The organism is Rhodoferax sp. PAMC 29310 (genome assembly GCF_017948265.1).
Classification (GTDB): Bacteria; Pseudomonadota; Gammaproteobacteria; order Burkholderiales; family Burkholderiaceae_C; genus Rhodoferax.
Genome location: NZ_CP072852.1, coordinates 2,126,261 through 2,150,757, shown reverse-complemented (window position 1 = coordinate 2,150,757; position 24,497 = coordinate 2,126,261). Strand labels below are relative to the sequence as shown.

16 protein-coding genes, 1 tRNA gene and 1 pseudogene are annotated in these 24,497 nt (G+C 59.2%); 10 read left to right on the top strand and 8 right to left on the bottom strand.

What is annotated here, in order from left to right; genetic code table 11:
* The first annotated feature begins 2 nt into the window (after positions 1-2).
* Positions 3-2,927 (top strand): DUF927 domain-containing protein, encoded by a 2,925-nt coding sequence (locus J8G15_RS09755; protein ID WP_210547278.1) that lies wholly within the window; start codon positions 3-5, stop codon positions 2,925-2,927.
* A gap of 916 nt (positions 2,928-3,843) precedes the next feature.
* Here the strand turns inward: J8G15_RS09755 and J8G15_RS09750 are convergent.
* Positions 3,844-3,928: transfer RNA gene (locus J8G15_RS09750), tRNA-Leu, on the bottom strand.
* Between the two features lie 40 nt (positions 3,929-3,968).
* Between J8G15_RS09750 and cysM the strand changes: the two genes are divergently transcribed.
* Both cysM and J8G15_RS09740 read left to right on the top strand, forming a co-directional pair.
* Positions 3,969-4,871, top strand: coding sequence for a cysteine synthase CysM (cysM, locus tag J8G15_RS09745; RefSeq protein WP_210547277.1), 903 nt, complete (start codon positions 3,969-3,971; stop codon positions 4,869-4,871).
* 69 nt (positions 4,872-4,940) lie between these two features.
* Positions 4,941-5,168 (top strand): sulfurtransferase TusA family protein, encoded by a 228-nt coding sequence (locus tag J8G15_RS09740; RefSeq protein WP_210547276.1) that lies wholly within the window; start codon positions 4,941-4,943, stop codon positions 5,166-5,168.
* A gap of 81 nt (positions 5,169-5,249) precedes the next feature.
* Here J8G15_RS09740 and J8G15_RS09735 read toward each other — a convergent pair whose 3' ends face one another.
* On the bottom strand, positions 5,250-8,153 hold the full coding sequence (locus J8G15_RS09735; RefSeq protein ID WP_210547275.1) for a valine--tRNA ligase: 2,904 nt from the start codon (positions 8,151-8,153) through the stop codon (positions 5,250-5,252).
* 293 nt (positions 8,154-8,446) lie between these two features.
* Here J8G15_RS09735 and J8G15_RS09730 point away from each other — a divergent pair, with 293 nt between their 5' ends.
* From J8G15_RS09730 to queF, 6 genes are all read left to right on the top strand, one after another.
* Positions 8,447-8,869: a rubrerythrin family protein gene (locus J8G15_RS09730; protein ID WP_210547274.1), complete on the top strand. Its 423-nt coding sequence runs from the start codon at positions 8,447-8,449 to the stop codon at positions 8,867-8,869.
* A 113-nt stretch (positions 8,870-8,982) separates the two neighbouring features.
* Positions 8,983-10,332 carry a (Fe-S)-binding protein gene (locus J8G15_RS09725; protein WP_210547273.1) on the top strand — a complete coding sequence of 450 codons (1,350 nt, stop codon included), beginning with the start codon at positions 8,983-8,985 and terminating at the stop codon, positions 10,330-10,332.
* Between the two features lie 39 nt (positions 10,333-10,371).
* Positions 10,372-10,962 carry a DUF3501 family protein gene (locus tag J8G15_RS09720; RefSeq protein ID WP_210547272.1) on the top strand — a complete coding sequence of 197 codons (591 nt, stop codon included), beginning with the start codon at positions 10,372-10,374 and terminating at the stop codon, positions 10,960-10,962.
* 85 nt (positions 10,963-11,047) lie between these two features.
* Positions 11,048-11,824, top strand: a complete 777-nt coding sequence (yaaA, locus tag J8G15_RS09715) for a peroxide stress protein YaaA (protein ID WP_210547271.1) — start codon at positions 11,048-11,050, stop codon at positions 11,822-11,824.
* 53 nt (positions 11,825-11,877) lie between these two features.
* Positions 11,878-12,798, top strand: a complete 921-nt coding sequence (locus J8G15_RS09710; RefSeq protein WP_210547270.1) for an alpha/beta fold hydrolase — start codon at positions 11,878-11,880, stop codon at positions 12,796-12,798.
* 15 nt (positions 12,799-12,813) lie between these two features.
* Entirely contained in the window at positions 12,814-13,662 is an 849-nt protein-coding gene (queF, locus tag J8G15_RS09705) for an NADPH-dependent 7-cyano-7-deazaguanine reductase QueF (protein WP_210547269.1), read from the top strand.
* Positions 13,663-13,719: 57 nt separating this feature from the next.
* Here queF and J8G15_RS22110 read toward each other — a convergent pair whose 3' ends face one another.
* The 4 genes and pseudogenes from J8G15_RS22110 to dinB form a co-directional block, all read right to left on the bottom strand.
* Entirely contained in the window at positions 13,720-16,269 is a 2,550-nt protein-coding gene (locus J8G15_RS22110) for an EAL domain-containing protein (protein ID WP_370627544.1), read from the bottom strand.
* A pseudogene (locus J8G15_RS22105) lies at positions 16,246-16,926 on the bottom strand (PAS domain-containing protein); the annotation flags it as partial. The pseudogene J8G15_RS22105 and the gene J8G15_RS22110, both read right to left, overlap by 24 nt.
* 42 nt (positions 16,927-16,968) lie before the next feature.
* Positions 16,969-18,588: a cache domain-containing protein gene (locus J8G15_RS09695; protein ID WP_210547267.1), complete on the bottom strand. Its 1,620-nt coding sequence runs from the start codon at positions 18,586-18,588 to the stop codon at positions 16,969-16,971.
* Positions 18,589-18,803: 215 nt separating this feature from the next.
* Positions 18,804-20,081, bottom strand: coding sequence for a DNA polymerase IV (gene dinB, locus J8G15_RS09690; RefSeq protein WP_210547266.1), 1,278 nt, complete (start codon positions 20,079-20,081; stop codon positions 18,804-18,806).
* Positions 20,082-20,196: 115 nt separating this feature from the next.
* Here dinB and J8G15_RS09685 point away from each other — a divergent pair, with 115 nt between their 5' ends.
* Positions 20,197-22,875 carry a bifunctional acetate--CoA ligase family protein/GNAT family N-acetyltransferase gene (locus J8G15_RS09685; RefSeq protein WP_210547265.1) on the top strand — a complete coding sequence of 893 codons (2,679 nt, stop codon included), beginning with the start codon at positions 20,197-20,199 and terminating at the stop codon, positions 22,873-22,875.
* Positions 22,876-22,897: 22 nt separating this feature from the next.
* On the opposite strand, the gene J8G15_RS09680 is transcribed toward J8G15_RS09685, so the two are convergent.
* Together J8G15_RS09680 and J8G15_RS09675 are read right to left on the bottom strand one after the other, a co-directional pair.
* Positions 22,898-24,052 carry an alpha-hydroxy acid oxidase gene (locus tag J8G15_RS09680; protein WP_210547264.1) on the bottom strand — a complete coding sequence of 385 codons (1,155 nt, stop codon included), beginning with the start codon at positions 24,050-24,052 and terminating at the stop codon, positions 22,898-22,900.
* 110 nt (positions 24,053-24,162) lie between these two features.
* Positions 24,163-24,492: a cupin domain-containing protein gene (locus J8G15_RS09675; protein ID WP_210547263.1), complete on the bottom strand. Its 330-nt coding sequence runs from the start codon at positions 24,490-24,492 to the stop codon at positions 24,163-24,165.
* Positions 24,493-24,497: the final 5 nt, after the last annotated feature.

Here is a 24,497-nt window from a genome sequence, read left to right as displayed (position 1 = left end):
CTGTGGCCATACAAACTACTATCATCCCCGAGCTGATCCGCTCTGCCCTGCAATACGTGCCCGCCAACGTTGCCCGCGATGATTGGGCGCGGGTGGGAATGGCGATTAAGTCAGAGTTTGCAGACTCTACTGGCTTTGATTTGTTCGATGAATGGAGCCAAACGGCCGAGGGCTACGACCCCAAGGCCACGCGCTCGACCTGGCACAGCATCAAGCCGGGGGGCGGTGTTGGCATTGGCACGCTATTACACCTTGCCAAAGAAAACGGCTACAGGCTGCCCAAGTCACCCCAAGTGCCCAACGTACCAGACCCCGAAATAAGCGCTCGCTTGGCACGTGAGCGGGCAGAACGCGACCAGGCCGCCCAAGTCCAACAAAAGGCCGCCCAAGACCGCGCAGCGAGTGAGGCCGCGTTACTGTGGCAGCAGGCAGGCGAAACTGGCACCAGTGCCTATTTGACCCGCAAGGGAATTCAACCCCACGGCGTGCGCTTTGCGACTGATGATTGCGTGTTGGTTCCCCTTTGCGACGCAAGCGGTGAACTGTGGAACCTGCAACGCATTGCCCCCAGCAAGCCGGCCAACGGCGGCACCGATAAACTGTTTTTGAAGAACGGCCGCAAGTCCGGCCTTTGCCATTGGTTGGGGCTGGTGCCCGGCCTAGTTGCTACCAGTGACACCAGTCCCGCGCCTGCGGTGCTGCTGGTTGCGGAAGGCTACGCTACGGCCGCAAGTGTGTTTGAGGCCACGGGCCGCCCGGTGGCAGTTGCGTTTGATGCGGGAAATCTGGCCCATGTGGTCAAAGCCATACACCAGGCGCACCCGGCCGCGTTGATCGTCATTGCTGGCGATGATGACCAAGCCACACACGCCAAGACAGGTCATAACCCGGGCCGCGACAAAGCCACTGCGGCCGCCCGTGCAGTGGGTGGCGTGGCTGTCTTTCCTGAGGGTTTGCCCGCTGGGGCGAGTGACTTCAACGACCTGCACCAGGCGAGCGGGTTAGAGTTGGTGCGGTGCCTTGTAGAGGCCGCCATTGATGCACACCAAGCGAGCAAAGTGGCAGCCCACGCGGCGCAAACCGATAAGGCCAAGAAGCCCAGCCCAAGCAAGCGGCGCAAGGCCAGCGGGCCCGAAAGCGCCGACCCTGTCCGCATTTATGACCCGTTCACAGTGGATGAATCAGGCGTGTGGTTCACTGGGGCGGATCAAGATGGCAAAGCCAAGCCGCCTGACTGGATTTGCAGCCCTTTGAATGTTGAAGCGCACACCCGCGACCAAGACGGCAGCGGCTGGGGGTATTACGTGGCCTTTGCTGACCTGTTGAAGGTTGAAAAGCGTTGGGCCATGCCCGCCCGAATGCTTTCTGCTGACGGTGGCGAGTACCGTGCGGCGCTGCTGAATATGGGCCTTCGCATATCGACTACGCCCCGTGCTCGAAACCTTTTGACCCAGTACATACAGACCCGGGCCCCCGAAGAATTTGCCAGTTGCACCGACCGTATTGGCTGGCACGGGGTGGCCTTTGTGCTGCCTCGTGAAACCATTGGGGATGATGCCGAACGCATTGTTTTTCAAAGTGATAACGCGGTTGAAAACACGTTCAAAACCAAAGGCACCGCTGAGCAATGGCGCGACCGTGTGGGGGCCTTGTGTGTCGGTAATTCCCGCATGGTGTTCGCTGTGGCGTGTGCGTTTGCCGGACCATTGTTGCGGCCTATGGGCATGGAGTCGGGCGGGTTCCACTACCGGGGCGATTCATCCAGCGGCAAGACCACGGCCCTAAAGTTGGCGGCAAGCGTGAACGGTGGCGCGAGCTACCTGCAACGCTGGCGAGCGACTGATAACGCGCTGGAAGCCATTGCAGCCCAGCACAGCGACTGCCTACTGATCTTGGATGAGCTGGCACAGATTGACCCCAAGACGGCTGGGGAGTGTGCCTACATGTTGGCCAACGAACAGGGCAAAGCCCGCGCAACACGTACCGGCACCCCACGCACCCGGCAAGCCTGGCGACTACTGTTTTTGAGTGCTGGTGAATTGGGCCTGGCTGACCACATGGCAGAAGGGCAGAAGCGCACCCGCACCGGGCAGGAAGTCAGAATGGCAGACATTCCGGCCGATGCTGGAGCCGGGCTGGGGGCTTTTGAAAATCTGCACGGCTACGCGGGCGGTGCTGCGTTTGCGAAACACATTACCGGAGCAGCTCAAGCGGTTTACGGTGCCCCCGGCCGTGCCTGGCTTGAATGGTTGACCACTCACGCGGGCAGTATCAAGGCCACCATTCGCACCAGCTCTAACGCTTTGACTGCGCATTTGATTCCCAAAGATTCAAGCGGGCAAGTCGAACGGGTGGGCGCACGCTTTGCGCTGGTGGGTGCTGCGGGTGAAATGGCCACGGCGGCGGGCCTGACCGGCTGGCCGGTGGGCGAGAGCGAGCGGGCGGCCGCAGCTTGTTTCAATGCCTGGCTAGCTGCGCGTGGTGGCAACGGGAATGGCGAAGTCGTGGCCATGCTGCGGGCTGTCCGGCGCTTTCTTGAAACGCATGGTGAAGGCCGTTTTTCAATGTGGCACCGCAGTGCCGACGATCATGCGCCCAAGACGTTGCAACGGGCTGGCATGCGGCGCATGTTGAATGCGGAGGGGGAGCCCATCAAAACCGATGCCTCACACCAGCGTGAGTATGGTGAGCGAATGCCCGCCACGTTGGGTGAAAACGTGAGCTTTGAATATTTTATATTGGCTGAAACCTTCAGAGCTGAAGTTTGCCAAGGCTTTGACTACCAGGCGGTTTGCCGTGTTTTGTTGGATCACGGGTGCCTAGCCCCTGACGGCGGCCGCCCGTTCGACTGTAGGCCGCGTTTGCCTGGCGTGGGGCCTGCGACGTGCTACCGGATCACACCTGAGATTTTCAATCTTGAGCTGTGACCGCCTGGCATGGCTGCCCATGATGCGCCTCGTGTTTGCCCTGATGCATGGCAAGGGTGATCCTGTGCCGGGCCGCCGGTGGGCGGTGGGCGCAAGGGCATCACCCGCGCTGAATATCCCGGTATTCATGGCACCAATTGCCAAAATCAAGCCCCGCCCGACTTTCCCGGACTACCCCGGAAAGATTTGCCCTCACTTGTCGCAGTGCTCGTGCAGGCACTGAAGGCAAGCAAACCCTTTGTTTATGCGGTTGTCGCAGTGCCCTCACTTGTCGCAGTCAAAAAAACATCACCGCGATACAACAAGCGCGGCCGGCACCACGGAAACCGCCGGGCATGTAGCTTCAATGGGATCAAACACGACGCCCCTACCCCCTCCGTCATGGGTCCTTCCCTAGGTAATCCGTGCACGGGTCAAAAAGATCGCGAATGCAAACTGTTGCATGGTGTTGCTAAGGCGGTTGTATTGTGCTTATTCGCCTTGACGCCCCCCAAGGGTGAAGGGGCTGGCTGCACCAGGCGCAAGGCCTCGACCGTGGCCAGCCCGCGTGCCGGATCGTTGCCCGTGGTGGTGGTGCCTGGCCCGGACCGGGTGCGGCTTGTGTGCTGCCTATCGCTCTGATTTTCCAAGGTACTCCCTGGCGGCTTCACTTGCGGGTGAATTCTGCGTTGAGCGCTGGCTAGTTTCCGTGCGTTGCTAAGGGGGTGATATTCCTTGGCGTCTTACTCAGCTATGGGTTGAATCACCACAATTAATAGCGTGTGCCCCCATTTTCCGAATTCGTGCCCCCAAAAGTGCCCCCGCCTATCGCTGGAACGTGGCAAACTCCCCCGCACGCTAGCGCACGACAAGAATCAGCTTTTCATAGGGAAAAAGAAAAAGACCGCACGTCTTTGGAACTGTGCGGTCTTGTCTATGGTGCCCGGGGCCGGACTCGAACCGGCACGCCTTGCGGCGGGGGATTTTGAGTCCCCTGAGTCTACCAATTTCACCACCCGGGCAGTTATTAGGGCAGACCGAAATTATGGCACAGTATGGGCTATGAAATACCCCACTATTGAAGATTCCATCGGAAAAACACCGCTCGTTAGGTTGCAACGCATCGGTGCAGACGACAACAAGGCCCGAGGAAACGTCATTTTGGGCAAGTTGGAGGGCAACAACCCTGCCGGTTCGGTGAAAGACCGCCCGGCGCTGTCCATGATCAAGCGCGCGGAAGAGCGCGGCGACATCAAACCCGGCGACACTTTGATTGAGGCGACCTCCGGCAACACCGGCATTGCCCTGGCCATGGCGGCTGCCATCAAGGGCTACCGCATGATTTTGATCATGCCGGAGGATTTGTCCATTGAGCGGGCTCAGACTATGAAGGCCTTTGGGGCGGAGTTGATTCTGACACCCAAAAGCGGCGGCATTGAGTATTCGCGTGATCTGGCAGAGCAGATGCAGCGCGACGGCAAGGGCCGCGTGCTCGATCAGTTTTCCAACGCCGACAACCCGCGCATTCACTACGAAACAACTGGCCCCGAAATCTGGAAAGCCACCAAGGGAAAGATCACCCATTTTGTGAGCGCCATGGGCACCACCGGCACCATCACTGGGGTGTCCCGGTATTTGAAGGAAATGAACCCGGCCATCAAGATCGTGGGTGTGCAACCGCATGAGGGCTCGCGTATTCCGGGCATTCGCAAGTGGCCACAGGAGTACCTGCCCAAGATTTACAACCCCGAGACCGTAGACGAGTTGCTGTACGTCAGCCAGGAAACGGCCGAGGAGATGTGTCGGCGTTTGGCCCGGGAAGAGGGTATTTTTGCGGGTATTTCAGCCGCTGGCGCCTGTGCTGTGGCACAAGAAATTGCTGCCCGCGAGCGCAATGCCACCATTGTGTTCATCGTCTGCGACCGGGGTGACCGTTACTTGTCGACCGGGGTGTTTCCGGCTTGACCCTTTTCGGCTTAGGCGGTCTAAGCCGCCCAACTCACTAGAATTGCGCCCATACAACAAGGACTACAGATGCAAATCGACAAAGAAGTGGATACCCGGGGCCTGAACTGTCCGCTGCCTATTCTGAAAGCGAAGAAGGCGCTGGCGGAGATGCAAAGCGGTCAGACGCTGAAGGTGGTTTCAAGCGACTCCGGTTCGTTGCGTGATTTTCAGGCGTTTGCCAAGCAAACGGGCAATGAATTGCTTGAGCAGGAAACCGTCGGCGATGAGTTTATTCATGTGATGCGTCGGCGCTGAGCCCCAACCACTTTGGTGTAAAAAAACCGACTTTGAGTCGGTTTTTTTACGGGTCAACGCGCGGTTCAAGCGCGCTGCGGATTAGCCAAGGCGAGCCAATTGCTCTTTGATCTTGGTGATAGTGGACGCAAAGTCGGCCATGCGCTTGCGCTCCAAGTCGATCACGGCGGCAGGGGCACGGGCCACAAAGGCTTCGTTGCTGAGCTTGCCTTCGGTTTTGACGACTTCTCCTTCGAGGCGTGCCAACTCTTTGCCCAAGCGCAGCTTCTCCGCGCCCACATCCACTTCCATGTAGAGGCAAACCCGTGCGGTGCCGACCACGGCCACGGGGGCTGATTCAGCGGCGGTTGCCCAAGCGGCTTCGTCGTCGAACACGCGCACTTCGTTCAATTTGGCCAGCGCTTGCAGAATCGGGGCGGTCTCTTTCAGGAACGCAGCTTCTTCCGGCTGCCCGGCCACCACAAACAAGGGCAAACGGGTGGATGGCGACACATTCATCTCGCCGCGCAAGGTGCGGCAAACGTCCACCAGGTGCTTGAGCTTGGCCACATGGGCAATGGCGTCCTCGTCAATGCGCTCAGGCTGGCTGACGGGGTAGTCGGCAATGGCCACGGACTCACCCGCCCGACCGGCCACTGGTGCCACAATTTGCCATAACTCTTCCGTGATGAACGGAATCAGGGGGTGGGCCATTCGCAGAATGGTTTCCAGTGTGCGAATCAGGGTGCGGCGGGTGGCGCGCTTTTGGGCGTCGTTGCCGGTCTGAATTTGCACTTTGGCAATTTCGAGGTACCAGTCACAAAACTCGTTCCAGACAAAGTCATAGATCGTGTTGGCCACGTTGTCCAGGCGGTAGTCTTCAAACCCTTTGGCAACGTCAGCCTCTGTTTTTTGCAGCAATGACACGATCCAGCGGTCTGCCTGACTGAATTCCAGGTAGCTGGGCGTCTCAGCGCCCACGGCACACTCTTCGGCTGTGTGTTCGTTCAGTCCGCAGTCCTGGCCTTCGCAGTTCATCAGCACAAAGCGGCTGGCATTCCAGAGCTTGTTGCAGAAGTTGCGATAGCCTTCGCAGCGCTTGGAGTCGAAATTGATGCTGCGTCCCAATGAGGCCAGCGAGGCGAAGGTGAATCGCAGCGCATCGGCGCCAAAGGCGGGAATGCCGACGGGGAACTCTTTTTCGGTGTTCTTGCGCACTTGTGGCGCGGTTTCGGGCTTGCGCAGGCCTTCAGAGCGTTTGGCCAGCAACTCGGGCAGGGCAATGCCGTCGATCAAGTCCACCGGGTCAAGCACATTGCCTTCAGACTTACTCATCTTTTTGCCCTGCGCGTCGCGCACCAAACCGTGGATGTAAACGTGTTTGAACGGCACTTGTCCCGTGAAGTGGGTGGTCATCATGATCATCCGGGCGACCCAGAAGAAGATGATGTCGTAGCCCGTCACCAGCACGGAGGAGGGCAGGTAGAGGTCAAAATCTTCGGTCTTTTCAGGCCAACCCATGGTGCTGAAGGGCACCAGTGCGGACGAATACCATGTGTCCAGCACGTCTTCGTCGCGCGTCAGCGTTTTGCCGGGGGCCTGGGCTTGCGCTTCGGCCTCGTTGCGGGCGACATAGACTTTGCCGTCTTCGTCGTACCAGGCCGGAATCTGGTGGCCCCACCACAGTTGGCGGGAAATGCACCAGTCCTGGATGTTGTTCATCCACTGGTTGTAGGTGTTGACCCAGTTCTCCGGCACAAACTTGACCGCGCCAGACTCCACGGCGTCCACGGCTTTTTGGGCGATGGATTTGCCAGTGGGGTCTTTCTCACTGACCTTGCTCATGGCGACAAACCACTGGTCCGTCAGCATCGGCTCAATGACCTGGCCGGTGCGGGCGCAGCGCGGCACCATGAGTTTGTGTTTCTTGACCTCGACCAGCAGACCCAGCGCTTCCAGGTCAGCCACGATCTTCTTGCGGGCCACAAAACGGTCCAGCCCTTGGTAAACCTCAGGGGCCTGGTCGTTGATCTTGGCGTCCAGCGTCAGCACGCAGATCATGGCTAGCTTGTGGCGCTGTCCGACGGCATAGTCGTTTTGGTCGTGGGCGGGGGTGACCTTGACCACGCCGGTGCCAAAGGCTTTGTCAACGTAGTCGTCAGCAATGATGGGAATGGCGCGGTCGCACAGCGGCAGGTTGACGTGTTTGCCAATCAGGTGCTGGTAGCGTTCGTCTTCGGGATGAACCATCACCGCCACGTCGCCCAGCATGGTCTCAGGTCGGGTGGTGGCCACCGTCAGGCCCAGCACGGTTTCGCCAGCGACAGTTTGTGCGCCGTCGGTGAACGGGTACGAGATGTGCCACATCGAGCCGTCTTCTTCTTCGCTTTCCACCTCTAGGTCGCTCACCGCGCTTTGCAACACGGGGTCCCAGTTCACCAAGCGCTTGCCGCGGTAAATCAGGCCTTGCTCAAACAGCTGAACAAAGGTCTCAGTCACCGTTTTGGAGAGCTTGTCGTCCATGGTGAAGTATTCGCGGCTCCAGTCCACGCTGTCGCCCATGCGGCGCATCTGGGTGGTGATGGTGTCGCCAGACTTTTCTTTCCACTCCCAGACTTTGGAGACGAAATTCTTGCGGCCCAAGTCATGGCGGCTGATCTTTTGCGCCTGCAACTGGCGTTCCACCACGATTTGGGTGGCAATGCCGGCGTGGTCGGTGCCGGGAATCCAGGCGGTATTGGCACCCCGCATGCGGTGGTATCGGGTCAGCGAGTCCATGATCGTCTGGTTGAACGCATGCCCCATGTGAAGCGTGCCGGTGACATTGGGCGGCGGCAACTGGATGGCAAACGCCTCTGCGCCCGGCTTGGCGGCCTTGGTGCCGCGGTAACCCGCCTGGCCATATTCCCGACGTTCCCACTCCGGCCCCCACTGGGCCTCGATGGCGGCAGGCTCAAAGGATTTGGACAGGCTGTTCAGGCCAGGTTGTTGCAGTTCGTCGTTCATGGTGTCTTTGGCTGGCTCGTCACTTCAAACGCGCTGGGCAAGAGAAGGCGAGAACGGCTGCTGTGCAAAGCAAGCGCCGATAGTTAATCGAAGGCTGAGAATCAGGCATTTTATTCGACACCTGCTGCATTGGCAGGCCGTCTGAATGCCGGACGGTCTTTGATAGCTGCGTTTTATGGGCTGTATTGAGAGAGCCAACTGGACGAGCGCGCCATTAAGGGCTAGTCTGTTGGAGTCTTGGGCGACTGAACTTGCCCAAGCAGGCGAATTTGTTCCACCAACAGGAGATTTTTATGCCAGCTCTCAAAGGTTCCAAAACGGAAGACAACCTAAAGGCCGCGTTCGCGGGCGAGTCTCAGGCCAACCGTCGATATTTGTATTTCGCAAACAAGGCCGACGTTGAAGGCCAGCCCGATGTGGCGGCCCTGTTCCGCTCCACCGCAGAAGGGGAGACCGGCCACGCGCACGGGCACCTGGAGTGGCTGGAGCAATGCGGCGATCCGGCCACCGGCTTGCCCTTTGGCGCCACCCGCGACAACCTGGCGTCGGCAGTGGCAGGTGAAACCCATGAGTACACCGACATGTACCCCGGCATGGCCAAAACGGCCCGTGACGAAGGCCATGATGAAGTCGCGGACTGGTTCGAAACCCTGGCCAAGGCCGAGCGTTCCCACGCCAATCGCTACGCCAAAGCGTTGACTGAACTGGTGGACTAAGGCGGCGCCGAGAGGCGCCGGGCTTGGTCCGGTTCATCCGTGTTGGGCGTTGCGTGCAGCGCCCAATGCAGAGGATTCAAAAAACAGAAACATCACTCTTGAGGAGGCTCGCCATGGCAACTGAAGGCAACTTGTCCGCTCCGACCCGCCACCCCATCGACTGGCAAGGACCCGACTATTACAACGAAGAGGTGGTCCTGCATGAGATGGAGCGGATTTTTGACATTTGCCATGGTTGCCGGCGCTGTGTGAGTCTGTGTGGGTCGTTCCCCACCTTGTTTGACCTGGTGGATGAGAGCACCACCATGGAGGTCGACGGGGTCGACAAGAAAGACTACTGGAAAGTGGTGGACCAGTGTTACCTGTGTGACCTGTGCTACATGACCAAGTGCCCTTATGTGCCGCCCCACGAGTTCAATCTGGACTTTCCCCACACCATGCTGCGAGCCAAGGCCATCAAGTTCAAAAAAGGCGAGGTTGGCTTTGGCGAAAAGCTTTTGGCATCCACTGATTTGCACGGCTCATTGGCTGGCATACCGGTGGTGGTGCAAACTGTGAATGCGGTGAACAAGACGGCATTGGCCCGTAGCGCGATGGAGTCCACGCTGGGGGTGGACAAAGATGCCTGGCTGCCCGCCTTGGCCACCCGCAAGTTCCGCCACAAAACGCCGGCGGCCAAAGCCACGGTGATCACCGACGGCGCCAAGACGCCGGGCAAGGTGGTGATTTTTGCCACCTGCTATATCAACTACAACGAGCCCGGCATTGGGCTGGATTTGCTCAAAATTCTGGACCACAACGACGTGCCCTATGTGATTGTGGAGAAAGAGAAATGCTGCGGCATGCCCAAACTGGAGCTGGGCGATTTGGAGTCAGTCAACGCCAGCAAGCAAGCCAACATTCCGGTGCTGGCGGCTTACGCCAAAGACGGATTTGCGATTTTGGCCGCCGTGCCCAGCTGCGCGCTGATGTTCAAGCAGGAAATTCCGTTGATGTTTCCGGACGAGGCCGACGTGCAGTTGGTCAAGAAAGCCATGTGGGACCCGTTTGAGTACCTGATGCAGCGCAAGCGCGACGGTTTGCTGAAAACCGAGTTTTCTACCCCGCTGGGTAATATCAGCTACCAGATTCCTTGCCACGGCCGGGTGCAAAACATCGGCAAGAAGACCGAGGAGATGCTCAAAATGATTCCCGGCACCACCGTCAATACCCATGAGCGTTGCTCGGGCCATGCGGGCACGTTTGGGGTGAAAAAGGCGACGCACCAGCAGGCCCTGAAGATTGGCAAACCTTTGTTCAAGGCCATGGCCAATATGAAGGATGGCAGCAAGCCGGACTACATCAGCTCTGACTGCCCTCTGGGCGGCCACCATATTGCCCAGGGCTTTGACATCAACGGCCTGGGTGCGCCTGAGTTGCAGCACCCCTTGAGTCTGGTCGCCAAGGCCTACGGTTTGAAATAAACCCGGTCCAGCCACCGCAGAAAAAATATTGGAGTTCACATGCAGATCACCGGAAATATCACCCCTGAGAGCCTCATGACACTGGAGGCCTACAGCAAGTGGCGCAAGGAGAACAAGGCCCAGGTCATGGCGCACCGCAAACAGCGCAGCGTGCGCCTGGGGGAGTACATCAACCTGCAGTTTGAGTCTGAGACCACCATTCGCTACCAGATTCAGGAGATGTTGCGCATTGAAAAGGTGTTTGAAGAAGAGGGCATCCTGCAAGAGATTGATGCCTACGCACCGCTGGTACCGGAGGGCAGCAACTGGAAAGCCACCATGATGATCGAGTACCCGGATGAAAACGAGCGCCGCAGGGAACTGGCGCGCCTGATCGGGGTGGAAGACCATTTGTTTGTGGAAGTGGAGGGGCAGGCCCGGGTGTACGCCATTGCCGATGAGGACATGGACCGCGAAAACGACGAGAAAACCTCGGCGGTGCACTTTGTGCGTTTTGAGCTGACGCCAGCCATGTGTGCAGCGGTGAAAGCAGGCGCGGCGGTCAAGTTGAGCTGTGATCACACCCATTACCCGGCGCACACCTTGATCGGTGCGGAGGCCATGGCCTCGCTGGCAGGTGACCTCACCTGAGTTCTCCATCGCATTCACGATAATCAAGGCTTCTTCAGGAAGCCTTTTTGCTTCATCCCACTTCTTTAAAGTACCTTGAACCTCCATGCTGTTCCTTTTGTCCCCTGCGAAAGCGCTTGATTTTGAAACCCCGGCGGGAGCCGTTCCCCACACGCAGCCGTTGTTTGTGAAGCAATCGGCCGAACTGATTGAGGTGCTCAAACAAAAATCGCCGCTGCAGATCTCAGAGCTGATGCACCTCAGTGACGCCTTGTCTGGCCTGAATGCGGCCCGCTACCAGGCCTGGACGCCCAAATTCACAGCCAAAAACGCCAAGCAGGCTGTGCTGGCCTTCAATGGGGATGTCTATGGCGGTCTGGACGCCAAAACGTTGACGGGCGACGACCTGGCCTGGGCGCAAGACCATGTGTGTATCTTGAGCGGCCTCTACGGCGTGCTGCGTCCGCTGGACTACATGCAGCCCTACCGCTTGGAGATGGGCACCCGCCTGGAAACAACGCATGGCAAAAACCTCTATCAATACTGGGGTCCGCAACTCGCGACCTATTTGAATGAGCGCTTGCAGCGCGACATCTCTCCCGTGGTCGTGAATCTGGCCAGTCAGGAGTACTTCAAGGCCGTGGACACCAAGGCGCTCAAAGCGCGGGTGGTGGAGTGCGTGTTTCAGGAATACCGGGCCGGGCAGTACAAAATCATCAGCTTCATGGCCAAGCGCGCGCGTGGGCTCATGGCTCGCTACGCCGCCACCCACCGCGTGCTGACGCCTCAGGGACTGACCGGGTTCAATCTGGAAGGCTATGCTTTTGACGCCGAGGCCTCCCAGCCGGAGCGGCTCGTGTTTCGCCGTCGACAGGTTGACTAAGTAAATTTATAAAAAAAGTGGCTGTAGCCCTTTATTAACATGCGGGAGTAGCTATGAAAGTAAGAGCAAACAACATCGATATTGAAGTGGAAGACACCGGCCCTGGCGCGCCAGGTGAGTCTCGCCCCACGGTGTTGCTGATCATGGGCTTGGGCATGCAACTGGTGGCCTGGCCGCCGGAGCTGGTGCAGGCCTTGGTGGATGCGGGTTACCGCGTGGTGTGCCACGACAACCGCGATGTGGGCCTGAGCCACCGGTTCGAAGCCCATGGTAAGCCGAAGATGATTTGGCAAAGCCTGCGCTACAAGTTGGGTTTGACGCCGCAGTCGTCGTACAGCCTGACTGACATGGCGTCTGATTCGCTTGGCGTGCTGGACGCGCTGGGCATTGACAAGGCGCATGTGGTGGGCGCCAGCATGGGCGGCATGATTGCGCAGCGCGTGGCCCTGACCGCCCCGGCGCGTGTGCTCAGCCTGACCAGCATCATGAGCACCAGCGGCGCCAAACATTTGCCCAACCCCAAGCGCGAGGTGGTGCAGGCCCTGCTCAAGCGCCCGGCCAACCATCGGCCAGAGGCGGTGCTGGAGCACTATGTGAAGTTGTTCAAACTCATTGGCAGCCCCGGTTTTGTGACGCCAGACGCCGAGTTGCGGGCCCGCATTCAAAAAGGCTCACAACGCGGCTATTACCCGGTGGGCACCATGCGCCAGATGCTGGCCATCATGGCGGACATCACGCGTGCCGCGCAGTTGTCGCGCATTCGCGTGCCCACCCTGGTCATTCACGGCAAAGCCGACCCGTTGGTCCCCTACGCCTGTGGTGAAGACACCGCCCGGCGCATTCCAGGCGCCACCTTGTTTGGCATCGAAGGCATGGGCCACGACCTGCCGCCAGGCGTGGTTGAACGGCTGTTGCCGCCCCTGCTGAGTCATCTCAAGGCCGCCACGCCTTCTACTCCGTCCTCCGACACCTGACCACCAACCGCTCGCATGAACCTGCCTGAACATTCTCAACTTGGCAAAACCTCTGCCTATGTGGACCAGTACGACGCTTCTCTGCTGTTCCCGATTCCCCGCGCCGGCAAACGCGCTGAAATTGGCTTGGGCGCCAGCCTGCCGTTTTTGGGCGCAGACCTGTGGACGGCGTTTGAGTTGAGCTGGCTCAACCCGCGCGGCAAGCCGCAGGTGGCGCTGGCGCATTTCACGTTTCCGTGTGAGACGCCCCACATCATTGAGAGCAAGTCCTTCAAGCTCTACCTCAACAGCTTCAACAACACAGCGTTCCCGGATGCCGCCGCTGTCTTGGCCTGCCTGCGGTCAGACGTGAACGAGGCCGCCTGGCGCGGCGCGGTGGTGCAGTCCTCGGTAGGCGTCAGACTAGTGCCCATGGAAAACTTTGACCGCGAACCCGTGCATGAGCTGGACGGCTTGAGCCTGGACAGACTGGACGTCGATTGCACCCGCTACACCCCCGCGCCAGATTTGCTGCGCGTGGCGCAGGACGACGAAGCCCCGGTGGCGGAGGTGCTGACCAGCAATCTGCTTAAAAGCAACTGCCTGGTCACCGGCCAGCCAGACTGGGGCAGCGTGCAGATCAGCTACAGCGGCGCGCAAATTGACCATGAAGGCCTGTTGCAGTATTTGGTGAGCTTTCGCAACCACAACGAGTTCCATGAGCAGTGTGTGGAGCGTATTTTTTGTGACATCTGGGCCCGTTGCAAGCCGCAACGCCTGGCGGTGTATGCCCGCTACACCCGCCGCGGTGGGCTGGACATCAACCCGTTTCGCGCCAGTTATCCACAGGCCATGCCGCCCAATATTCGCACGGCACGGCAATAAACGTGTATGCGGGAGGCGCTATTTAAAAAATAACGCCTCCCGCATGTTGCATAAGGGCTACAGGTCTTTTTTGCTTGCAACTTGGTGCAAAGCGTCGGCAGCCACAGGCCGTCCAAAGTAATAGCCTTGGTAGGCTTGACAGCCAATGCCCGCCAGAAAATTGCGCTGCTCCAGTGTCTCTACCCCTTCAGCAATGACTTGCAGGCCCAGACTACGCCCCAGCGCCAGAATGGTGCGGGCAATGGCGGCGTCGCTGGCGTCGGTCAGCACATTGCGCACAAAGCTCTGGTCAATCTTGATCTGGTCCAGCGGCAGAAGTTTCAGATAGGCCAGTGACGGATAGCCGGTGCCAAAGTCGTCCAGCGACAGGCTGACGCCCTGTGATTTCAAATCACGCATCTTGGCGACCACATCGTCCACATCGCTGGCCAGCATGCTTTCGGTCAGCTCCAACTTCAACAGCCGGGGATTGGCACCTGTTTTTTGCAGTGCCGAGGTCACAGTCTGCACATAGTCCGGCAGGGCGAACTGCAATGCACTCACGTTCACGGACACCGTCCAGTGCGCGGAGTCCTCGGCATTGGCCCACTTGACGAGTTGAGCGCAAGCGGTTTCCAGCACCCATTGGCCCAAGGGCTGAATCAGCCCGGTTTCCTCGGCCAAGGGAATGAAGTGGGCCGGTGAGACCATGCCTTTGCTCGGATGATTCCAGCGCACCAGCGCTTCGGCGCCCGTGGTGGCCCCGGTGTGGTTGACCTGAATCTGGTAGTGCAGGGCGAAGGCCTGTGTGGCCAAGGCGTCGCGCATGTCTTTTTCCAGCGCGTCGCGAGCCGCCACGGCAGCCTGCATGGCGGGGTCGTAAAAGCGGGCATTGTTGCGCCCGGCGGCCTTGGCCTGGTACATGGCGAGGTCGGCCTTCTTCAGCAACTCGTCCATGGCATCCAGCTCGCCTCTGAACACCACAATGCCAATGCTGCTCGTGCTCTCGTGGTCATGTCCATTCAGGTTGAAGGCACTCTGAAACGAATGCAAGACCTTGTTGGCCACGATCTCGGCCTGGTTAGCGGCCTCGGTTCCATTCCCACTCAGGTTCTCCAGCAGCACCACAAATTCGTCGCCCCCCAGGCGGGCCAGGCTGTTTCCCACACGGGCGCAGCCTTGAATGCGGCAGGCCACCTGTTGCAGCAACAGGTCACCAATGTCGTGTCCCTGGGTGTCGTTGAGTTGCTTGAAATGATCCAGGTCCAGAAACATCAGCGCCCCGTGGTGGCCGGACCGGTTGGAGGTGTGCATGGCCTGGCGCAGGCGGTCCATCAGCAAACGCCGATCGGGTAATCCCGTCAGTGAGTCGTAAAAGGCCAGGCGACGAATCTCCTCAATGTCTTGACGGTGCTGAGTGATGTCCCGCGCAATGCCAATAAATGTGGTGTATTCGGGGGTGACGATTTCTGATAGCTGCAAACTCATGGGGAACAGCGTGCCGTCTTTGCGAACGCCTTCAATTTCCGTGAGTTTCCCCATGATGTGCGTCTGTCCGGTGGACAGGTAGCGCTTCAAGTAACCGTCATGTTGACTGCGGTGCGGCTCTGGTGTGAGCATGGAGACGTTGCGCCCGAGAACTTCTTCGGGCATGTAGCCAAACAGCGCACACGCCGCCTTGTTGATGGACTCGATTTGACCTTGGCTGCTGATGGTGATGACGCCGTCCATCAGGTTGTTCAAGATGGTTTGCGTGTGCTGCGCGGACTTGTTCAGCGCCTGCTGGGTTGCCGCGGCAAGCCGCTCTGATTGCCGTCGAGCACTCACGTCTCGCATCACCGCCTGAACGGCGGGGGCGCCGTCGTACATGATTTGCGTGCCCTGAATTTGAATGTCGATAACCGTGCCATCCAGTTGAAGAAACCGGGTGTCGGCCAACGGGGCAGACCCGCCCAACTGGGTGAGGCTCTGGATTCTTTGGATGACCCGATCGCGGTCTTCTGGGTGCACCCGATCCAAAGCGGCTGTGCCTACCAGTTGCTGCGCTGAGGTTGCGCCAAACAACGTTGCAGCAGCAGGATTGACATAAAGGATGATGCCGTCGCGATGCACCACAATGGCCTCGGGCATCCATTCCACTAAGTTCCTGAAGCGGGTTTCGCTGTCTTTCAGGGCGAGTTCTGCCAGCTTACGTTCGGTGATTTCCTGTGAAGCTCCTTCAATTTTGATGGCCTCGCCATCTTCAAAAACCGCTCTGCCCTGAGTACGAAGCCAGATGGTTCGCCCCTGTGACACACGCGGTAGCTCAAGATTGAAAGGTTCGCCGGTTGAGATCGCGGTCTGGATCGCCTGGGTGAGAACGGGGCGAATGTCTTCTGAATAGGCATTCAATCCGTCCTCAAGCGTCGGCGAAGCACCCAACTCCGCTTGGTTCAGACGAATGGTTTGGTTGGAAAGTTTCAGCTTTTGCGTGCGCAAATCCAACTCCCAGCCGCCGACCTTGGCCAGTTCACCAGTGCGCTCCAGCAACTTCGTGGTTTCCGCCAGGGCCTCGTTCACGCGGTAGGCCTCGGTGACATCGCTGAACACCAGCACCACGCCAATGATGTCGCCGTTGGCATCGTGCATGGGGGCGGCACTGTCAAAAATTTGGTACTCCTGCCCGTCACGGGCCTGCAAGGCCGTGTGGTTGGCCAGGCCCACCACCTTGCCTGTACTCATGACCAACTGAACGGGGTTGACGGCTGGCGCCCGGGTTTTTGCATTGATGATGCGAAACACGTCCGTCAGCGGTTTTCCCAGCGCCTCAGACAAAGGACACGCCGTCAAGCGTTCTGCCGTCGGGTTCATGCGGGTGATGTTGCCGTTGTGATCGGTGGCAATGACCGCATCGCCGATCGATTGCAGCGTGATGCTCAGGTTTTCTTCACTCAAACGAAGGTCCTGCAGCGCTTGCTCGTGTCCCGTGACGTCGTGGGCCAAAACCAGCCGAGCGGGCCGGCCTGCATAATTCAGCGAGTGGGCTGTGATATCGACCTGGATCAGACTGCCGTCTTTGCGTCGATGGCGCCAAAGCGACGCTGGGCTGCGGTTTTTCTTGTCGGTATTGACATCGTCCATCAGTCTTTCAATGTCTTCTGAGGGCCGGATGTCCTTGATCGTCATGCCAAGAAACTCCTCCCGGCTGTATCCGTAGTGGACAATGGCGGCATCGTTGACAACCAAAAAGTCTAGCGTTGCCAGGTCATAGACCCACATCGGTTGCGGGTTGCTGTCGAACAGTTGCCGATAACGTGCCTCGCTGTCCTGAAGCGCTTGCTCCGCCCGCTAGCGCGGCGGGATGTCTTGGAAGTAGAGGGTCAATCCATCGGGCGAGGGGTACAAATGGTTTTCGAACCAGCGGTCTTCCGGTGCGAAGTAGGTGGCCATTTCATGGGGCTTCTGCTCTGTCATCGCCTGCAGGCACGCCTGGTGAAATTCCAGCCCGACGAGTTGTGGGTATTCGTCCCAAAACTGTTTGCCAATGAACCAACTCGGCTCATGACCCAGAATTTTGGCGGCTTCGGGGTTGACAAATGTGCAACGCCAGTCCGGGTCGAACGACATAAAAGCATTGGTGACCCGCTCCAATGCCTGCAGCCTTGCTTCCTGGGCCTCCTTACGCGCGGTGATGTCCGTGCGAGCGCCCAGCAAACGCAGAGCCTTGCCTTGGCCGTCGTGTGCCAAGGCGCGTCCGCTGACCTCCATCCAGCGATAGCTGCCATTGGCATGCCGAATGCGGGCCTCGTAGTGAAATTCATTGAACTCACCGGCGATCACCGCCTTGAGCGTTGTATCCACGTGGGTTCGGTCGTCAGGGTGAACCCGCTCCAACCAAGCGTCCAAGTCGGCATAGCGACTGTCAATGACATCGCCCAGCAAGGCGAAATAGGTCGGTGTGGCGGACCACTTGTTACGCGACAAGTCCCAGTCCCAAATGCCAATGGCTGCGGCCTCAGTGGCCAAGGCCAGGCGCTGAGCCGTTTGTTCAGTGAGGACCCGCGCGCGTTCACGTTGGCGCCAGGCTCGGTCCAACAGGATCGATAGCGCGAGGATAGTAAGGGACGCGGCCAGCCAGATCAGCGCCGCAACCGTCGCCAAATTGCGCCAGGGCGCCAAAGCAAAGTTGCTGGCCTGGCCGACGACGACCACAAAGTCAGGGTATTGTTTCAACGTTCGGTAGGAAAAAAGACGCACCACACCGTCGACCCCGCTGGCGTCCACATAGTCGCCGCTCGGGCTGCGGGGCACCATTTCTTTGAAAACGGGGCGCTCGCCAAGGTCCTTTCCCATCACCTCGTCAACGTGTGGCGCACGCATCATCAAAACACCCGCTCGGGTGGCCAATGCGATCGACCCACCCTGCCCCAAGTCCATGGTGCCCCATATTTCATTGAAGTACGGCGGCTCAACGGCTGCCACAATGATTCCGTCAAAGCTGCCATCGGGCTTGTAAAGCGGCCTGGACGCGGCGAGCAACCAGTTCCCGGTGAAGCGGCTACGCACGGGGGTACCCAGGAGAAAGCCGGTGGTGGGCTCGTTTATGTAAACCTGGAAATAGGGGCGGTCTTCCAGGCTGATGCCAATATTGCCCTCGTCAGCGTCGTAAAGAATGTGGCCCTGAGCGTCCATCACCCACATGGCCCGCACAAAAGGCACCGAGTTGCCATGTTCACGCAGAACCGCGCGCGCGGTCGCCTCGTTCAACTGGCCTCCAGTCTTGAGGTCCGACAGACCGCGGCTGGCTAGCTGAAGCCGCTGGTCAACGGTTTGAATCGTGCGTGTGGTCTGTTCTTCAATCACCCGGGCGAATGATGCGGTGAGGCGTTTGCCAGACTGAAGCGCTTGATCTCTCTGGGTGTGCAATGCCAAGGCCAGAAGGGCGCCAGAGACCAGCAACAGTGCCAATCCCCCCCCACAGCCGTGGCCAGCGCAGCGCCGACAGCCGATTTTCCAGGGATTTGGAGTGGGGAAAGGCGCTTGGTGTCAGCGGCTGAACTGGGATCATGGTGGCAAGTGGTTCCAGTGGAGAAGCAGAGATCAAACTGTACTGTAGTTCGCCCGTTCATATGAAATTTGCGGGAAAGGATGTCTGGCTTCAACGTCCATTGTGAATGAAGCGGTCAAAAAAGCTCTCCGTTCACTGCTTCAAAATTGATAGCGTTCTGCGCATGATCGGTTGGGGCTAGAGGCATATTTCGTTCAATTGGATGACGATCTTCAGCTTTGACCAATGCGCTCACCCGAATACCCAGCAAGCGAAGGCGTTTGTCCAGCGCCACGCGTTTGAGACACTGCCCCGCTGTATGGCGGATCAATGCAGCATTGGCGGTGTAGGTGTCCAGCGTCTGGTCGCGGGTGACGATCTGAAAATCGTCAAAACGCAACTTGACACCGATAGTCTTTCCCACATAGCCTTTGCGCTGCAGGTCGTCGGCGACGTTCTCGCACAAACGTGTGAACAAGGCACCCAACTCCGCTTTGTCGCGCACGGCATGCAAGTCCCGCTCAAAAGTGGTTTCGCGGCTCATGGAGACGGGCTCGCTCTCGGTGACCACCGGCCGGTCATCCTGTCCTCTCGCTGCTTCAAATAACCAGGCGCCCGTCTTGGGCCCAAAGTGCTGGCTCAGCCAGAGCTGGTTCTGACAGGCCAATTCACCAATGGTGCGCACACCCAGGGCCTGGAGCTTTTCATCCATCTTGGGGCCGATGCCGTTGATCTTTCGACACGCCAGGGGCCAGATCAGGGTTTCAAGCTCGTTGGCGTGCACGATGGAGATGCCGCGCGGCTTGTTGAACTCGCTGGCCATTTTGGCCAGCAGTTTGTTGGGCGCCACGCCCACCGAGCTAGTAAGCCCGGTTTGGTCAAAAATGGCTTTTTGAATCAGTCGGGCCAGCACCCGCCCACCTTCTCGCTGGCCGCCGGGCACGTGGGTGAAGTCAATGTAGACCTCGTCCACGCCCCGGTTCTCCATCAGCGGTGCAATGTCCAGAATGATGGTTTTGAAAGCGCGGGAGTACTTGCGGTACTCCTCAAAGTCCACCGGCAGCAAAATGGCTTGTGGGCAAAGTTTCGCAGCTTTCATGAGCCCCATGGCCGATCCCACCCCAAATTGGCGCGCCGCGTAGGTGGCGGTGGTGATAACGCCACGCCCGGTGTAGTCCTTGAGTCGGGGAAAGTCCTCCACCGGGATGCGAGCCAGCGGCACATCACCCAGTGTTTCGCGAATCACGTCTTCCGACTGGCGACGGCTGCCGCCAATCACCACGGGCAGGTCTTTCAACTGCGGATAGCGCAACAGCTCGACAGAGGCATAAAACGCGTCCATGTCCAGGTGGGCAATGCGGCGCACGCCACCGGCTGGCACGTCGGGCAGCGGCGATTCAAGCGGCAGTGACATGGCAATCTAGGTTCATGGGTCTAGGATAACGGGGCTGTGCTGACTTCGGTTAAGGCCAAACGGTGCCAAAAAGGGTATGCTGCACTGCAACACGTAGCTCTGCATTGGAATCCGTATGGACAAGCATTTTCTCTCGCCACTCTTCTCGCCAGAATCCATCGTCGTGCTGGCAGGCAATATGGACGACCCTGAGGGGCAGACCCCACAGGCCCGCGCCTTGCACAACGCGCTGGTGGCGCAGCGCTACACCGGCACGCTGACTTTTCTGGACATCAACTTCAGCGGCACGCTGGCCGACCTGGCCGGCGCGCAAGCGGATCTCGCCATCATTGCGCTGCCGCCCCAAGAGGTCGCCTCGGCCCTGGAAATTGCCGGGCGCATCAAATGCCGGGCAGCCCTGGTGATTTCCAGCGGTATCGATGCCGAGCATGCGGCTGAGCTGCATCGCATTGCCAAGCGCGACGGCATCCATTTACTGGGTCCCAATTGCCTGGGCTTTCAGCGCCCGGCCTTGAACCTGAACGCCAGCGTGGCAGGTGCACTGTGCACCAAAGGGCCGTTGGCGCTGGTGTCCCAGTCAGGGGCTTTGACGTCCTCGATCCTGGACTGGGCCCAGGGAAATGGCGTGGGATTTTCGACCGTGGTGTCTTTGGGCCCGAACACAGCGGTTGATTTGGCGCAGGTGCTTGACTTCCTGGCCAGTGACCCGCAAACCCACAGCATCGTCATTTACATGGAGGGCATCAGCCACGCCCGCCGCTTCATGAGCGCGTTGCGCGCGGCGGCCAACGCCAAGCCGGTGGTGGTGTTGAAAGCCGGTCGTAAGTCTGCTGGCAACCGGGCCGCGTTGACGCATTCCGGCACCATTGTGGGCAGTGACGACGTGTTTGACGCCGCTTTGCGCCGGGCCGGCGCGGTGCGGGTGCGCTCGTTTGTGGCGCTGTTCTCTGCCGCCAAGTGCCTGGCTTCGCGCTATCGCCCGGTGGGGCGCCGCCTCGCCATCGTCACCAACGGCGGTGGGCCGGGCGTGTTAGCGGCCGATTGGGTGAGTGAAATCAACCTTCAACTGGCCTGCCTGACGCCTGAGCAGGCAGAACAATTGGCGCCCACATTGCCGCCGCTGGCGTCCTTGTGCGATTTGATTGATGTGTCTGAAGACGCAGGGCCCGAACACTTCAAGGCGGCTGTGGAGTTGGCGGGCAAAGCCCCGCAGGTGGACGGGGTGTTGGCCATTTATTCGCCCAAAATTGGCACGGATAGCGCTGGCATCGCCAGTGCGCTGGCCGAGGCCAACAAGAAGATCTCCAAACCGTTGCTGACCTGCCTGATGGGAGACGCCACCGTGGCGGAATCACGCGCTATTTTGAACGCGGCCGCCATCCCCACGTTTCGCACGCCAGAGGCCGCTGTGGGCGCGTTTGGCAACATTGCCTCGTTCTACCAAAACCAGCAACTGCTTCAGCAAACGCCGCCCCCCTTGTCAAATCTGGCCAAGCCTGACGTGGAAGGTGCCCGCATTCTGATTGAAAGCGTGTTGGCCGAGCGGCGCAAGGTGCTGACTGAGATGGAGTCCAAGGCCTTGCTGGCCGCGTTTCACATTCCCGTGACCCGAACCATTTTGGCGCGCAGCGTGAATGAGGCGATCATGATCGCCACACAACTCGGCTTTCCGGTGGCGCTCAAAATTGACTCACCCGACATCACCCACAAGTCGGATGTGCAGGGGGTGGCGCTCAATGTGCTCAACGCCGTTGGGGTGCGCGACACCTATACCGAGATGATTCAGACGGTGACCCGCTTGATGCCGCAGGCACGCATCAACGGAGTCACGATTCAAAACATGTCAACCCAGAAACGGGGGCGAGAGATTTACGTGGGGCTGGTCACCGACGACCCGTTTGGCCCGGTGATTGCCTTTGGCGCGGGTGGCACCATGATCGAGATGATGAACGACCGGGCCATGGCCTTGCCACCGTTGAACCAGTTTCTGGCGCGAAGCCTGATTCAGCGCGCCCGCGTGGCTGACATTCTGGGTGAGTGGCGGGGCGCGCCACCGGTCCATATGGATGCGCTGGAGCAGGTTTTGCTGCGCGTCTCCGAGATGGTGTGTGAGTTGCCGCAACTGCGCGAGATGGATATCAACCCCATCATCGTGGACGACAGCGGCGCGGTGGCGGTGGACGCCCGCATTGTGGTGGAAAACGCTCCCCCTTCAGCGCGCAACTACAACCATTTGGCGATTCTTCCCTATCCGTCCCAGCACGAACAAGTGTGGCCGCTGCGCGGCGGCGGCGAGTACACGGTGCGCCCGATCCATCCCGAAGACGCCCACATGTTGCAAGACTTTGTGCGCAAACTCTCGCCGGAGAGCCGCTACTTCCGCTTTGTGTCGAGCATGCAAGAGCTGCCCGCCACGATGTTGTCGCGCTTCACGCTGATTGACTATGACCGCGAAATGGCGCTGGTGGCGGTGTACCGTGAGCGGCGCGTCGGTGCGGACGGCAGCACCACCGAGATGGCCCGCATTGTGGGCGTGTCGCGCTACATCACCAACCCCGACCGCACCAGCTGTGAATTCTCGCTGGTGGTCTCAGACGACTTCAAGGGCAAGGGGCTTGGTTCACGGCTGATGCTGTCCATCATGGACTTCGCCCGTGAGAAAGGGCTGGAGGAAATTGAAGGACTGGTGCTGGCCAACAACCCCACCATGCTCAAGCTCATGAAGAGCCTGGGCTTTGCGGTGAAGCCGTTCTCGGAAGACGCCGACTTCAAGCTGGTGAGCCAGACGCTTTAGCCCACCCAGGCCGGGCCGCCCCTCAGGTGGGGTAGGTGCCGGGCAGCAAAATGCTCTTGTCCACGGTGTTGATGTTGGTGTGGCCACAAAACGCCATGGTCAACTCCAGCTCTTTGTGGATGATTTCCAGTGCCTTGGTAACGCCTTCTTCGCCCATCGCGCCCAAACCATAGAGAAAAGCGCGACCGATGTAAGTGCCCTGCGCGCCCAAGGCGCGGGCTTTGAGCACGTCTTGCCCGGAGCGAATGCCGCCGTCCATGTGCACCTCAATGCCCTTGCCCACAGCGTCGATGATGGCCGGAAGCGCTTGAATGGACGACTGCGCACCATCCAGTTGGCGTCCGCCGTGGTTGGAGACAATCAGCGCATCAGCGCCAGACTCGACTGCCAGACGGGCGTCCTCCACATCCTGAATGCCTTTCAGAATGAGCTTGCCGCCCCAGCGTTTTGCGATCCACTCCACGTCGCCCCAGTTCAGCGCTGGGTCAAACTGCTTGGCGGTCCACTCGCTGAGTGAACCCATGTTTTCGACGCCCTTCACATGGCCGACGATGTTGCCGAAGCCATGGCGTTTGGTTCCCAGCATGCCCAAGCCCCAACGCACCTTGGTCATGAGGTTGATGATGTTGGTGACGGTGAGCTTGGGTGGGGCGCTGAGGCCGTTTTTAAGGTCTTTGTGGCGCTGACCCAAAATTTGAAGATCCAGGGTCAACACCAGCGCCGAACAGTTGGCAGCCTTGGCCCGGTCAATCAGGCGTTCGATGAAGTCGCGGTCTTTCATGACATACAACTGGAACCAGAAGGGGTGGTTGCCTGTTTCCTTGGCCACATCCTCAATCGAGCAGATGCTCATGGTGGACAGCGTGAAAGGAACACCAAACTTCTTGGCCGCCTGCGCGCCCTTGATTTCGCCGTCGGCATGTTGCATGCCGGTCAGACCGGTCGGGGCAATCGCCACAGGCATGGCGACTTTTTGGCCGATCATGGTGGTGGCGGTGCTGCGGTTTTCCATGTTGACCGCAACACGCTGGCGCAGTTTGATGCTTTGAAAGTCGTCGGAGTTGGCGCGGTAGGTGCTCTCAGTCCAAGACCCGGAGTCCGCATAGTCGTAAAACATGCGGGGAACCCGCTTTTGCGCAAGAACGCGTAAATCTTCAACGGTGGTGATGACGGGCATGCAGGCTCCTTTAATGTGCCTGCATGTTACGGGCAGTCCGCCGATTTCAATTTGAAATTCGGCGGTGTGAGATTGAAAAAATTTGTGGATCGACCCTGAGCAGAGAGCTTCTAACGGTGCAAGACAATCGTCAGCAGCGCAGATGCGTCCGTAAGAGCGAGCAGGCCGTGGTCCACGCCACCAGCCAAAAACATCAACTGGTTGGCGCTGAGCGTTTGAACGTCACCATCGGTGGTGACCTCGATGCTGCCTTCCAGACACTGCAAGGTAATTTCGCCGGGGACGCTGTGTGAAGGAAATGTTTTTCCTGCTGCCAGAACCAGTCGAATGACCTCCAATTCTTCGCTTTTGAACAACGCCACAGAGCGTTCGCCGCTCACCGTTTTCCCATAGGGCATGAGGCTGATGGGTTCGCCCGAGCTCAAGTGTGAAATAGCCATGCTTG

Excerpts from the sequence above, each read along its gene's own strand:
- J8G15_RS09735 (WP_210547275.1), bottom strand. The coding sequence starts at position 8,153 with ATGAACGACGAACTGCAACAACCTGGCCTGAACAGCCTGTCCAAATCC.
- J8G15_RS09740 (WP_210547276.1), top strand. The coding sequence starts at position 4,941 with ATGCAAATCGACAAAGAAGTGGATACCCGGGGCCTGAACTGTCCGCTG.
- J8G15_RS09710 (WP_210547270.1), top strand. The coding sequence starts at position 11,878 with ATGAAAGTAAGAGCAAACAACATCGATATTGAAGTGGAAGACACCGGC.
- J8G15_RS09730 (WP_210547274.1), top strand. The coding sequence starts at position 8,447 with ATGCCAGCTCTCAAAGGTTCCAAAACGGAAGACAACCTAAAGGCCGCG.
- J8G15_RS09720 (WP_210547272.1), top strand. The coding sequence starts at position 10,372 with ATGCAGATCACCGGAAATATCACCCCTGAGAGCCTCATGACACTGGAG.
- J8G15_RS09675 (WP_210547263.1), bottom strand. The coding sequence starts at position 24,492 with ATGGCTATTTCACACTTGAGCTCGGGCGAACCCATCAGCCTCATGCCC.
- dinB (WP_210547266.1), bottom strand. The coding sequence starts at position 20,081 with ATGTCACTGCCGCTTGAATCGCCGCTGCCCGACGTGCCAGCCGGTGGC.
- queF (WP_210547269.1), top strand. The coding sequence starts at position 12,814 with ATGAACCTGCCTGAACATTCTCAACTTGGCAAAACCTCTGCCTATGTG.
- J8G15_RS22110 (WP_370627544.1), bottom strand. The coding sequence starts at position 16,269 with ATGCACGATGCCAACGGCGACATCATTGGCGTGGTGCTGGTGTTCAGC.
- yaaA (WP_210547271.1), top strand. The coding sequence starts at position 11,048 with ATGCTGTTCCTTTTGTCCCCTGCGAAAGCGCTTGATTTTGAAACCCCG.
- J8G15_RS09685 (WP_210547265.1), top strand. The coding sequence starts at position 20,197 with ATGGACAAGCATTTTCTCTCGCCACTCTTCTCGCCAGAATCCATCGTC.
- J8G15_RS09680 (WP_210547264.1), bottom strand. The coding sequence starts at position 24,052 with ATGCCCGTCATCACCACCGTTGAAGATTTACGCGTTCTTGCGCAAAAG.
- cysM (WP_210547277.1), top strand. The coding sequence starts at position 3,969 with ATGAAATACCCCACTATTGAAGATTCCATCGGAAAAACACCGCTCGTT.
- J8G15_RS09725 (WP_210547273.1), top strand. The coding sequence starts at position 8,983 with ATGGCAACTGAAGGCAACTTGTCCGCTCCGACCCGCCACCCCATCGAC.